Consider the following 12,260-nt stretch of genomic DNA (forward strand, 5'->3'; position numbering starts at 1 on the left):
TTGCGGTTGCTCAGCAGAACTTGAAGCTCAGCGCGGTCGGCGGGGCCAAGGTAAAGGCAAATGTCGGAGCGTCTCATCCGCCGACCATACTACAGCGGGACGCCGTCCGGAATCCTATGTCAGGTGCGGAACACTAGCCACCTGGCACCCGGGGGCATTCTGCCCCCGGAACCCCTGAGGATATTTGCTCAAGGTGAAAGGCCCATCCACTTCACCTTGACCCAAATATCCCGGGGGTGAGGACCGGAGGTCCGAGGGGGCAGCGCCCCCTGCCTGCGCCAGCCGTGGCTCAGTGCTCGCGCCCGGAGCCGAAAAACCCTGCCAGCGCCCGACCGACCAGCGTCGTAGTGCCGGGGCGTTCCAGCGCATCGAACGGCAGCGGGCGGCAGACCTCGACCGCGGCGATGCCGACCCGGGCGGTCAGCGCGGCGTTCACCACACCTTCGCCGAAGCGGCGCGACAGCCTGGATACGACGCCGCCCCCTGCGACCGAGGATATCAGGTCGTCGCCCACCGCCACCGCGCCGGTGGCGACCAGATGGCCGAACACCCGGCGCAACAGGCGCCAGCTGCCGAAAGTGCCCGCGCGGCCCCCATAGATTTCGGCCACGCGGCGGATCATCGCAAGGTTCGCGGCCAGCGCCACCGCCACATCCACCAGCGCCAGCGGCACCAGGGCGGTCGCCGTGGCGACGCGGCGGGCGGCAGCCTCGATCTCGCGCCGGGCGGCCTGATCGGGCGCGGCCAGCAATTCGCGCTCGGCCAGGCGGATCAGCGCATCGGCATCCAGCAGGTCGGGCGCCTTGGCAGCCAGCAAGGCGCGCGGCTGCTCCATTTCCGGGCGCCCGGCATAAAGCCGGTCGAGCTCGGCCAGCACGCGGCGCGCCGCGTCGGGGCTGCGGGCCTCTTGCGCGCGGGTGCGGATGCCGTCGACCCGCCCCAGCCGCATCAGCGCCGCCCATTCGCGCGCTGCAAGCCAGACCAGCGCCACCAGCGCCACCCCCGCCAGCGCCAGGGCCAGCCACCCCAGCAGCGGCCAGCGCGCGATCAGACCGGCCACGAAGTCGTAGGCCGCAATCCCCATCGCCAGCGACAGGAAGGCCCCCGCCGCCCAGGCCAGCACGGCGCCGGCACGCCCGCGCCGCCCGGGCGCCATCGCGCGCAGCATCGCCGGGGTCGGCGCGGCCTCGGGTTCGGGCACCGGGGGGGCGGCGGCCGGGTCGGGGGCGGGGCGGTCGAGCTCGACGATGAAGGGGCGGGCGGGGTCAGTCACTTCGGCGCACTCCGGCATGGCTGACCCAGACTTGGGCGCGCGCGGCCGCGAAAGCAACCCCGGCCCACTGGACCGCGCCCGCGCCGCGCGCTAGAAACGCCGGCATGAGGACCGCACACGCGATCATCCGGCGAATTAGCGGCCCGGCGCGCTGACCCACGCGCGCCGGGTTTGCCTGCCTTTGCCCGTTCCCTGCCCTCTTTCCAGGATCTTCCGCCGATGTGCGCCGATACCCCCGACTACCGTTCCACCGTCTTCCTGCCCGAAACCGCCTTTCCGATGCGCGCGGGCCTGCCGCAGCGCGAACCCGGCTGGTTGCAGCGCTGGGAGGCGATGGGCATCTACGACCGCCTGCGCGAAAAGGCGGCAGCCGCCGCCGCCGCGGGCCGCCCGCGCGCGCCCTTTACGCTGCATGACGGCCCGCCTTATGCCAACGGGCACCTGCACATCGGCCATGCGCTGAACAAGGTGCTGAAGGACATGGTGGTGCGCAGCCAGCAGATGATGGGCCGCGACGCGCGCTATGTTCCCGGCTGGGATTGCCACGGCCTGCCGATCGAATGGAAGATCGAGGAACAATACCGCGCCAAGGGCCTGAACAAGGACGAGGTCGATGTCGTCGCCTTCCGCCAGGAATGCCGCACCTTTGCCGCCGGCTGGATCGACGTGCAGCGCGAGGAGTTCAAGCGCCTGGGCGTGACCGGCAACTGGGCCGACCCCTACCGCACGATGGACTACCACGCCGAAGCGGTGATCGCGGCCGAGTTCATGACCTTTCTGATGAACGGCAGCCTGTATCAGGGCTCCAAGCCCGTGATGTGGTCGCCGGTGGAAAAGACCGCCCTGGCCGAGGCCGAGGTGGAATATCACGACCACACCAGCCACACGATCTGGGTGCCGTTCAAGGTGGTTTCGGGCGGCCTGACCGGCACCCGGGTGCTGATCTGGACCACCACCCCCTGGACCATCCCGCAAAACCGCGCCGTCGCCTTCAACCCGGCCATCTCCTACGGGCTCTATGAGATCACGGGCCGGCCCGCCGACAGCAACGTCACCATCGGCGCGACCTATGTCGTGGCCGACAAGCTGGCGGCCGAGGTGTTCCGGGCCGCGAAGCTGGACGACAGCATGGTGCGCCGCCTGCGCGACGTGGGGGCGGACGATCTGCGCGGCCTCACCCTCGCCCATCCCTTCCGCGGGATGGACGGCGCGAACGGCGAATGGGATTTCGACGTGCCCATGCTGCCGGGCGACCATGTGACCGACGAAGCGGGCACCGGGTTCGTCCACACCGCGCCCAGTCACGGCGACGACGACTATCAGATGGGCGTGAAGTTCGGCCTGCCGATGACCTACAACGTGCTGGAGGATGGCAGCTACCGCCCCGACCTGCCGCTGTTCGGCGGCCAGGCCATCCTGACGGCGGAAGGCAAGGAAGGCCCGGCCAACGTCAGCGTCATCAAGGCGCTGCATGCGGCGGGTGCGCTGTTCGCCAAGGGCAAGCTCAAACACTCCTACCCGCATTCGTGGCGGTCCAAGGCGCCGCTGATCTATCGCAACACGCCGCAATGGTTCGTCGCCATCGACAAGCCCTTGCACGACGGCATGGGGCAATACGGCGAAACGATCCGCACCCGGGCGCTGAAATCCATCACCGATCTGGTGGAATGGACGCCGGGCACCGGCCGCAACCGGCTTTACAGCATGATCGAGGCGCGCCCCGACTGGGTGCTGAGCCGCCAGCGCGCCTGGGGCGTGCCGCTGACCTGCTTCACGAAGAAAGGCGCGAAGCCGACCGACCCCGACTTCCTGCTGCGCAACGCCGAGGTCAACGCCCGCATCGTCGCCGCTTTCGAATCCGAAGGCGCCGACTGCTGGTATGTGCCGGGCGCCAAGGACCGCTTCCTGTCGGGCCTCGTGAACCCCGACGATTACGACCAGGTCTTCGACATCCTCGACGTGTGGTTCGATTCCGGGTCCACCCATGCCTTCGTGCTGCGCGACCGGCCCGACGGCACCGCCGACGGCATCGCCGATTTGTATCTCGAAGGCACCGACCAGCACCGCGGCTGGTTCCACTCCAGCATGTTGCAGGCTTGCGGCACCAAGGGCCGCGCGCCCTATCGCGGGGTGCTGACCCACGGCTTCACGCTCGACGAAAAGGGCATGAAGATGTCCAAGTCGCTGGGCAATACCGTGGCGCCGCAGCAGGTGATCGACGAATACGGCGCCGATATCCTGCGGCTGTGGGTGGCGCAGTCGGACTACACGGTGGACCTGCGCATCGGCAAGGAAATCCTGAAAGGCGTGGCCGACAGCTACCGCCGGCTGCGCAACACCATGCGCTTCCTGCTGGGCGCGCTGGACGGGTTTTCCGAGGCCGAGCGGATGGACCCCGCCGACATGCCGGAACTGGAACGCTGGGTGCTGCACCGGCTGGCCGAACTGGATGCCGAGGTGCGGGCCGGCTATGCCGCCTACGACTTCCAGGGCGTGTTCCAGAAGCTGTTCACCTTTGCCACCAGCGACCTGTCGGCCTTCTACTTCGACGTCATCAAGGACACGCTCTATTGCGATGCGCCGTCCTCGCCGATCCGGCGGTCGGCGCGCACGGTGCTGGATGTGCTGTTCCACCGGCTGACCACCTGGCTGGCGCCGATCCTCGTGTTCACGATGGAGGAGGTCTGGCTGGAACGCTTCCCGGGCGAAGGCTCCTCGGTGCATCTGCTGGACTTCCCGGCAACGCCGGCCGAATGGCGCGACGATGCCCTGGGCGCGAAATGGGCGCAGGTGCGCCAGGTGCGCCGCGTGGTGACCGCCGCGCTGGAGGTGCAGCGCACCGCCAAGGTCATCGGCTCGTCGCTGGAGGCGGCGCCGGTGGTGCATGTCGCCACGCCCGAATTGCAGGCGGCGCTGCACCGGGTGGACATGGCGCAGGTCACCATCACCTCGGCCGTCGCGCTGATCTGGGGCGCGGCCCCGGCAGGTGCCTTCACCCTGCCCGAGGTGCCCGGCGTGGGCGTGGTGTTCGAACCGGCAGAAGGGCAGAAATGCGAACGCTGCTGGCAAATCCACCCCGATGTCGGCACCCACAGCCACCCGGGCCTTTGCCAGCGCTGCAACAGCGTGGTGTCGGCGGGCTGACCCGCGAGCCCTGCCGGTTCGGCCGGCAGGGCGCATCCGGGCTGGCAATCGGCGCGGGCCGCCCCCATCTCGGGCAGAACCCGGAGAAGGCGGACCCCATGCCCTACACCATCGACCGTCTGATCCCCGGCGCCACCCTGGCCGAGGTTGACAGCCGCACCCGCGCGGCTCTGGCCAGCCACGGCTTCGGCGTGCTGGCCGGAATCGACGTGCAGGCCACGATGAAGAAGAAGCTGGAGGCCGAAATGCCCGGCTACCGCATCTTGGGCGCCTGCAACCCTGCCCTGGCGTTCCGCGCCATCGGGGTGGAACCGCGCGTCGGCGCCATGCTGCCGTGCAACGTCGTCCTGCGCGAGGTCGCCGGCGGCGTCGAGGTCAGCGCCATCGACCCGGTCGCCTCGATGCAGGCCATCGACAATGCCGAATTGCAGGCGGTTGCAGGCCATGTGCGCGCTTTGCTGGCGCAGGCGGTGCAGGCGGTCTGATCCGCGCGCCGCGTTCTATCCGGCCGGGGGCCCGGCGCCGAACCAGCGCGCCGCCACCGGCGCGCCCAGGATCACCACCACCATGCGCGTCAGGTGGTGGATGATGACAAACCCCAGATCGGCGCCCGCCACCAGCGCCAGCACGGTCATTTCCGCCTGGCCGCCGGGGGCAAAGGCCAGAAACCCCTCGACCGGCAAGGCAAGCCCGGTCAGCACCACCAGTTCGGTGAACACCGCCGCCAGCGCCGCCAGCACCGCCACGAAGGCCAGCCCCGCCAGCACGAAGCCGCGCAATTCGCGCAAGGTGACGCCGACATATTGCACCCCGACCGACAGGCCGATGAACAGTTGCGCCGCCAGAATGGCCTCGGCCGGCGGGCGGCTATGGATCAGGTCGCCCAGCGACAGCGCTGCGGTCAGGATCATCGGGCCGAGGATCGAGGCGCCGAACAGCCCGATCCGCTCGGCGATCTTCCAGCCAGCCAGGCCCGCCACCGCCATCAGTGCCAGTTCCTGCACCGGCAGGTCTGCCGCCGGGGCACCGACGGCGCCGGTGATGTCGGCGCCGTAGAACCCGGTCAGGATCAGCGGTGCCAACGTCACGATGACGGCGACCCGCGTGGCATGGATCAGCGAGAGCGCCCGCATGTCGGCGCCCGCCTGTTCGCCGAACACCAGCATGTCGGCCAGGCCGCCCGGCATGGCCGCATACCACGAGGTCGGCCCGTCGAACCCCAGCCGGCGAAAGAACGGCACCCCGACCAGCCCGATCGCCACCACATAGGCCGGCACCAAGGCCAGGCTGCCGACCATCTGCGGCGCGCGGGCCAGCACCTCGGGCGTGATCGCGGCGCCGACCGCAACGCCCAGGATGGTGCGCATCGCCACGCCGAATTCCCCCATGCCCTGCAACCGCACCCCCGCCGGCGCGGCCACAAGGCAGACCGCCATCGGCCCGAACAGGAACGGCAGCGGCACGCCCCCCAGCGAAAACAACCCTGCCCCGCCTGCGGCCAGCGCCAGCGTCACCCCGCGCCGGCCCAGCAATGATGTCATGGCGATGGTCCTTGCCCTGCTTCGTATCCTTGCGTATACATCTGGATACACTTTACCGCAACCCGGGTTCCGCATGTCCGACGACACCGACCTGCCTCAAGGCCAGAGCCTGTATCGCCGCCTGCTGGACGAAATCCGCACCGGGGCGCTGCTGCCTGGCGCTCGCTTGCGCGAAACCGATCTGGCCGCGCGGCTGGGGGCCAGCCGCACCCCCGTGCGCGAGGCCATCCGCCAGCTGGAGGCCGACGGGCTGGTCACGCATCTGCCGCGGCAAGGCGCCACCCTGCGGCGGATGGACCCGCCCGAGGTGATCGAGCTTTACGAGATGCGCAGCGTGCTGGAGGGCACCGCCGCCCGGCTGGCCGCGCGGGCGGTGACGGCGGTGGAACTGGCCGAGCTTGGCGCCTTGAACGATGCGCTGGCCGCGGCCCCCCCTGGCCAGCCGGCGCAGGATCTGAACCGGCAGTTTCACCGCGCGTTGCTGGATGCCGCGCGCAACCGGTTTCTGGTCAAGACGATGGGGGCCTTGCACAAGACGCTGCTGATCCTGGGCCCCACCACCCTGACCGACGCCGCCCGCGCCACCGATGCGGTGGCCGAACACCGGCAGGTGCTGGCGGCACTGGCCGCCGGCGATGCGGCGGCGGCCGAAGCGGCGATGCGCGCCCATGTGACGGCGGCGCTGGCGGTGCGCCTGCGCAGCCTGCGCGCCCGCCCCTTGCCCGAGGACGAGGACTGACCGGGTTGCCCGGCCGGGCGCCAGCCGCTAGCCTTGCCGCACAAGACAGGCGGGCAAGACAGGGGGGGGGCGGCGATGTTTCTGGCGGCGGATGGCGGCGGCACCGGCTGCCGGGTGCGTCTGGTGGATGCCACCGGGGCCACGCTGGCCGAAGCATCGGGCGGCCCTGCCAACATCGCCACCGATCCCGAAGGCGCCCGCGCCAACCTGATGGCGGCGGCAGAGGCTGCGCTGGCTCGCGCAGGCGGGCCGGCGCCCGGGCGCATCGTCGCCTTGCTGGGCGTCGCCGGTGCGAACGCCCCCGAGGCCGCGGGGCGCCTGGCGGCCGCCCTGCCGTTCGGGCGCACGCGCATCGTCAGCGATGCGCTGACCAGTGCGGTGGGTGCGCTGGGGGGGCAGGATGGCATCGTGGCCGCAATGGGCACCGGATCGGTGTTTGCCGCCTGGCGCGGCGGGCGGTTCCGGCAGGTGGGGGGCTGGGGCCCTGCGCTGGGTGACGAAGGCGGCGGCGCGGCGCTGGGTCGGCGGCTGTTGCAGCACGCCTTGCGCGCGGCCACCGGGCTGCGGCCGCCGACACCCTTGCTGTCGGACACGCTGGCGCGGCTGGGGGGCGCCGAAGGGATCATCGGCCTTGGCCTGTCCGCCCGCCCGGCCGACCTGGCCGCCTTGGCGCCGGCGCTGTTTGCCGCCGCCGATCCGGCCGCCGCCGAAATCCTGGCCGAGGAGGCGGGTTGCCTTGCCCCCTTCATCGACCTCTTGCAGGCCGAACGCGCCTTGCCGGTGACATGGACGGGCGGCCTCGGCCCGCTCTGGGCCGCGCATCTGGCCGGCCGCTGGCCCGAGCGGGCGCCCGTGGGCACGGCGCTGGACGGGGCGGTGCGGCTGCTGCTGGACGAAGCCTAGTCGATCAGCCGCACCAGGGCGTGGCCGGCGCGCATCTCGGGCTTGGCCCGGTCAAGCCGCAACCAGGCAATCGCCCGGTCGCCCGAACGGGTGAACAGCCGGCCGACCTCGCGCCCTTCGGCGGTGACGGGCGCGCCGGGCGCAGCCTCGCCGGCCAGCAACACGGTGGCAAAGCCCTTGCGCAGTTCGGTCTTGTGCTTCATCCGGGCGGTCACCTCTTGCCCGACGTAGCAGCCCTTGCGGAAATCCACGCCGTTCAGCCGCTCGAACCCGGCTTCGAGGATATAGGTGTCGTTCGGGACCAGCTCGACCAGCGACTCCGGAATGGCATGGGCGACGCGGATCGCGTCCCAGTCGACTACCGGCGGCCCGCCGGGCGCACCATAGGCGCGCCACCCCAGCGCCGGGTGGCGCGGGTCGGCAACGGCACCCGGGGGCGGGTCGCCCAGACCGCGGGTCACCGCCAGATCGGTGCGGGCGATTTCGACCCTGGCGCGCAGCCGGTACATCGACAGCCGCCGCATCAGGTCGTCCGCCAGCCCGGCGGCCACATCCAGCCAGATCGTGCCTTCGGGGCCGGGCAGCAGCAGGAAATCGGCCAGATACTTGCCTTGTGGCGTCAATATCGCTGCGTAAACGGGGCCTTGCGCGAGTTTCCTGATGTCGTTCGTCACCAGGCCTTGCAGAAAGGTTTCGCGGTCTGGGCCGGTGATGGCCAGCACCACGCGGTTGGGGTCGGTTTCGCCGGTCATGCGTGCCTCCTGATGCCCGCTATATAGGCTGCGGCCCGGGCGGCGTCAGGGGGTAGGCCGCCAGCTCGGTGTAAACCGCGCCGTCGCGGTGCAGGTCGGACCGCATCAGCGCAAAGCGGTCGGCCCACCAGGGCCCGGCGCGGAACCCTGCCCCTTCGGCCACGGCGCGTTCCAGCCGCAGCGCATCGGCCAGCCCTGGGGCAAAGCGGCCCAGCGTGACATGCGGGGTAAAGCGGCGCTCCTCGGGCTGCGCCCCGGCCAGGACGCAGGCGCGCAGCAGCCGGGAATGCAGGCGGGCCAGCCCCTCGCCGCCCTGCACCACGGCATGCAGGCTGCGCGGACGGTCGCCGCCGAACAGGCCGAACCCCTGCAACACCAGGTCGAACCCCGGCAGACGCAGCGCCGACAGCGCCAGGTGCACCTCCTCCAGCACGGGGCCGGGCAGATCGCCCAGAAAGACCAGCGTGATGTGAAACCCGGCCGGATCGACCCGGCGCGGCAAGGGCAGCAGGAACTGCGCCACGGCCAGACGGCTGCGCACCTCGTCAGGCACCGGCAAGGCCAAGAAACAGCGCGTCACGGCCCGTCTCGTGCCGCCAGCCGTGCCAGCCGTTCGCGCAGCTCGGGGCGCAGCGGGCCGGGGCGCGGCGCATCGGCCAGGGTGGTGAACCAGTGCGGCTGCACGGGTTTCGAGCGCGGCGCATCGTGCCAGACCAGTGCGCGCAACACCGCCTCGGCCGGTTCGGGCAGCCGGTCGGGCACCTCGGCCCCGGCCAGCACCGCCCAGACCCCGGCCCAGGCCCGCCCGACCGACCAGGGGTTGTAGCCCCCGCCGCCCAGCACCAGATACCGCGGCGCCGCCTCGCGCAGGGCCGCCACCACCGACCACAACGCCCGGTTCGACAGCGTCAGGCGCGACAGCGGGTCTTCCTCGACCGCGTCGGCACCGCATTGCAGCACCACCGCATCGGGCCGAAACGCCGCCACCCGCGGCAGGATCAGCTCGTGCAGCGCGGCCTGCATCTCGGTATCGTTGAAGCCGGCCGGCACCGGCAGGTTGAACACGGTGCCGGCGCCGCCTGCATCCTCCAGCGCGCCGGTAAAGGGCCAGCGCCGTTCCTCGTGCACCGAGATCAGCAAGGTGTCGGGGTCGTCGCGGAAGGCAAGGTCCACCCCGTCGCAATGGTGGGCGTCGATATCGACATAGGCGATGCGCCGCGCGCCATGCCGGCGCAGCGCCAGCATCGCCAGCACCGGATCGTTCAGGTAGCAAAAGCCGTTGGCGCGGTCGGGCAGGCCATGATGCGTGCCGCCCGCCGGCGCATAGACCACCCCGCCATCGCGCAGCAGATCCGCGGCCAGCAGCACGCCGCCGGCCGAGGTGGCGGGCCGGCGCCAGACCTCGGGGAAGACCGGGTTCGACGGCGTGCCCAGCCCGAAGCCGCGCAGATGCGGGGCGGGGCCCTGGGCCTCGGCCTCTTGCAAGGCGGCGATATAGGCGGGGCTGTGCCAGACCGTCAGCGCCTGCGGTAACGCGCGCGGGCTGCGGCGAAAGGCGCTGTCGGGCAGCCAGCCCAACGCCCGGGTCAGGTCCATCACGGTCGACACGCGCGGCACCCGCAAGGGGTGGCGGCCGCCATAGCTGGAATGGCGGTAAATCTCGTGCCCGATGAAGATGGGTGCCTGCATCGCCCTGCCCCTTTGCCCTTTGAAGCTAGACAGACCGCGCGGCCAGTCAACCCGCCCCCATGCTCCCCCCCCCTTGAAACCGGCGCCGGTCGGCGTAACCTTAAGAGCGGGATTGCGAAAGACAGGCCACGATGATCCGCTACAACCTGACCTGCGACCAGGGCCATGCCTTCGACAGCTGGTTCGCCAGCGCCGCCGCCTATGACCGGCTGGCGGCGGCGGGCCATGTCGCCTGCCCCGAATGCGGCTCGTCCAAGGTGGCCAAGGCGCTGATGGCGCCATCGGTCGTCGCGCGCCCCGACCGCAGCCTGACCGCCCCGCGCGACCCGCGCGAGGCCGCGCTGGCCGAACTGCGCGCCAGGATCGAGGCCGAGTCGGATTACGTCGGCCTGTCCTTTGCCGCCGAGGCCCGCGCCATGCACGAAGGCCGCGCACCCGAACGCGCCATCCACGGCGAGGCGAAGCTGGAAGACGCGCGCAGGCTGATCGAAGACGGCGTGCCGGTGGCCCCGCTGCCCTTCCTGCCCGCGCGCAAGGCAAACTGACCCGACCGGGGCGTGCGCCCCTGCTTGCGGCCTTTGGCTCTGGGTGATGCACAGCCGGAACGCGGCATCGCGGCACGCGAAGGCTGCAAGCCGCGCACCTCGCGCCGTCCGGTGCCGACAGGCCTCCTCACACCCTGCCCGACACACCGCGCGCAGGGGCACGGAGGGCTGACCGCCTTGCAGGCCAACGGAAAGGCCGGGATCCCGCCGGTCGATCACGAAGCTCGGCGCCATGTGCGATGGGTCGCCGGCCTGCGCCGGTCCTGCCCGGGGGCACGGCGCCGATAGGCGCTCGGGCGGTGCCCCGCCCCGGGCGCTGCCATGCCAGCCCGCGCCGACGACATCCTTTCCGTTCCGGCCCGGCCGCGGTGTCCGCCGTTCATCGCCGGCGACGACAAGCTTCGGCTCAGGGTCGAACCGGCCAGATGACGCCAGCGAAACCCAGTCGGGCCGTCCCTCGGCATGCTTGACACGTGCCGCACGACCGCGCTGGCTGCGAATGTCCCCCGCATCCTTGCGCAGCGTCGGCGCCCGGCTTCGGCCCTTGCCTGCGCGCGCATCACCAGGCGGCCGCCGCCGCGAAAGACCACGCGCGCAAGACAGCCTGCCGCCATCGGCCGGGCCCGCCGAACCGCCCTGGCACCCAGAGCCTTGACGCGCGCAATCTGCCGCCACGCCCGGGCGCCGGAAATTGCTTCTGCTTCGACGTGGTTTCGGGCGACGGGCCGGGTCAACGCCCCGCACGCCTGCACCCGCCGCACGACCTGCCCCGGTGCCGGCCCAATCCGATCAGGAGCACCACCATGCGCAGCCCGTCCACACTCCCCGCACAGACCGCGCTGGTCACCGGCGCCACCCGCGGCATCGGGCTGGCGCTGGTGCAGGCGCTGGCCGCACGCGGCGATGCGGCGCATGGCACCTGTCGCACGGCGCCCGGGCCGGGCCCGGCCACCTGGCACCGCGCCGATGTCACCGACTCGGCAGCGCTGCAGAACCTCGGCCAGGCCTGGACCAGCCCGCTCGACCTGCTGGTGTGCAACGCCGGCATCTACCCTGGCCGCGGCGGCACCCCCGACCGGGGTTTCCCGGCCGAAGACTGGGCGGCCGCCTTTGCGGTGAACGTCACCGGGGTGTTCCTGACGGTGCAAGCGCTGCTGCCGGCCCTTGCGCGCGCCGAACGCCCGCACATCGCCATCATCGCTTCGGCGATGGGGTCGGATGCCAGGGCACCGGGCGGCAGCTACATCTACCGCGCCTCCAGGGCGGCGGCCCTGAACCTCGGCCGCAACCTTGCCGCCGACCTCGCCCCGCATGGCATCGCGGTGGGCATTCTATCACCCCGGCTGGGTCCGCACCGACATGGGCGGCGCGGGCGCCGAGCTCGACGCGGCCACTTCGACCCGGAGCCTGCTGGCGCGCTTCGACGCGCTCGACCTTGCCGATACGGGCTGCTTCGCAACCACGACGGCAGGCCGATCCCCTTCTGACCCTGCCCTTCACCTTGGTCAAATATCCTCGGGGGGCGGTCCGGCGGCGCCGGACCGACGGGGGGCAGACAGCCCCCCGGGCGGGGGGGGGGGGGGGGCCGCGGGGGGGCGCGCGGGCCCCCCCCCCCCCCGCGCCCCCCCCCCCCCCCCCCCCCCCCCCCCACCCCCCCCCCCCCCCCCCCCCCCC

11 protein-coding genes are annotated in these 12,260 nt (G+C 71.7%); 6 read left to right on the forward strand and 5 right to left on the reverse strand.

Features of this window, described 5'->3' with window-relative positions; all coding sequences use genetic code 11:
• Positions 1 to 289 precede the first annotated feature (289 nt).
• Entirely contained in the window at positions 290 to 1,273 is a 984-nt protein-coding gene (locus ACK4S2_RS06390; RefSeq protein WP_409621738.1) for a TIGR01620 family protein, read from the reverse strand.
• A 219-nt stretch (positions 1,274 to 1,492) separates the two neighbouring features.
• On the opposite strand from ACK4S2_RS06390, the gene ileS reads away from it, so the two are divergent.
• Positions 1,493 to 4,417, forward strand: coding sequence for an isoleucine--tRNA ligase (gene ileS / locus ACK4S2_RS06395; RefSeq protein ID WP_409621740.1), 2,925 nt, complete (start codon positions 1,493 to 1,495; stop codon positions 4,415 to 4,417).
• Between the two features lie 98 nt (positions 4,418 to 4,515).
• Entirely contained in the window at positions 4,516 to 4,902 is a 387-nt protein-coding gene (locus tag ACK4S2_RS06400) for a DUF302 domain-containing protein (protein WP_409621743.1), read from the forward strand.
• 15 nt (positions 4,903 to 4,917) lie between these two features.
• Here ACK4S2_RS06400 and ACK4S2_RS06405 read toward each other — a convergent pair whose 3' ends face one another.
• The gene (locus tag ACK4S2_RS06405) at positions 4,918 to 5,958 is read right to left on the reverse strand and encodes an AbrB family transcriptional regulator (RefSeq protein WP_409621746.1); all 1,041 of its coding nucleotides are present in this window, start codon (positions 5,956 to 5,958) and stop codon (positions 4,918 to 4,920) included.
• A 73-nt stretch (positions 5,959 to 6,031) separates the two neighbouring features.
• Between ACK4S2_RS06405 and ACK4S2_RS06410 the strand changes: the two genes are divergently transcribed.
• Both ACK4S2_RS06410 and ACK4S2_RS06415 read left to right on the forward strand, forming a co-directional pair.
• Positions 6,032 to 6,697: a GntR family transcriptional regulator gene (locus tag ACK4S2_RS06410; RefSeq protein WP_409621749.1), complete on the forward strand. Its 666-nt coding sequence runs from the start codon at positions 6,032 to 6,034 to the stop codon at positions 6,695 to 6,697.
• A 75-nt stretch (positions 6,698 to 6,772) separates the two neighbouring features.
• Positions 6,773 to 7,600, forward strand: a complete 828-nt coding sequence (locus ACK4S2_RS06415; RefSeq protein WP_409621752.1) for a BadF/BadG/BcrA/BcrD ATPase family protein — start codon at positions 6,773 to 6,775, stop codon at positions 7,598 to 7,600.
• Here ACK4S2_RS06415 and ACK4S2_RS06420 read toward each other — a convergent pair.
• The 3 genes from ACK4S2_RS06420 to ACK4S2_RS06430 are packed head-to-tail and all read right to left on the reverse strand — an operon-like array spanning position 7,597 to position 10,041.
• Entirely contained in the window at positions 7,597 to 8,352 is a 756-nt protein-coding gene (locus tag ACK4S2_RS06420) for a YgfZ/GcvT domain-containing protein (RefSeq protein WP_409621755.1), read from the reverse strand. The genes ACK4S2_RS06415 and ACK4S2_RS06420 overlap by 4 nt on opposite strands.
• A gap of 19 nt (positions 8,353 to 8,371) precedes the next feature.
• Entirely contained in the window at positions 8,372 to 8,932 is a 561-nt protein-coding gene (gene thpR / locus ACK4S2_RS06425) for an RNA 2',3'-cyclic phosphodiesterase (protein WP_409621758.1), read from the reverse strand.
• Positions 8,929 to 10,041, reverse strand: coding sequence for an acetoin utilization protein AcuC (locus tag ACK4S2_RS06430; protein ID WP_409621760.1), 1,113 nt, complete (start codon positions 10,039 to 10,041; stop codon positions 8,929 to 8,931). Before ACK4S2_RS06430 ends, thpR begins: the two co-directional genes overlap by 4 nt.
• Before the next feature lie 131 nt (positions 10,042 to 10,172).
• Between ACK4S2_RS06430 and ACK4S2_RS06435 the strand changes: the two genes are divergently transcribed.
• Positions 10,173 to 10,586 carry a DUF1178 family protein gene (locus tag ACK4S2_RS06435; protein ID WP_409621763.1) on the forward strand — a complete coding sequence of 138 codons (414 nt, stop codon included), beginning with the start codon at positions 10,173 to 10,175 and terminating at the stop codon, positions 10,584 to 10,586.
• Positions 10,587 to 11,389: 803 nt separating this feature from the next.
• On the forward strand, positions 11,390 to 12,073 hold the full coding sequence (locus ACK4S2_RS06440; protein ID WP_409621766.1) for an SDR family NAD(P)-dependent oxidoreductase: 684 nt from the start codon (positions 11,390 to 11,392) through the stop codon (positions 12,071 to 12,073).
• Positions 12,074 to 12,260 lie beyond the last annotated feature (187 nt).

Origin of the sequence: Gemmobacter sp., from assembly GCF_046292685.1 — a bacterium.
In the GTDB taxonomy this organism is placed as follows: Bacteria; Pseudomonadota; Alphaproteobacteria; order Rhodobacterales; family Rhodobacteraceae; genus Wagnerdoeblera.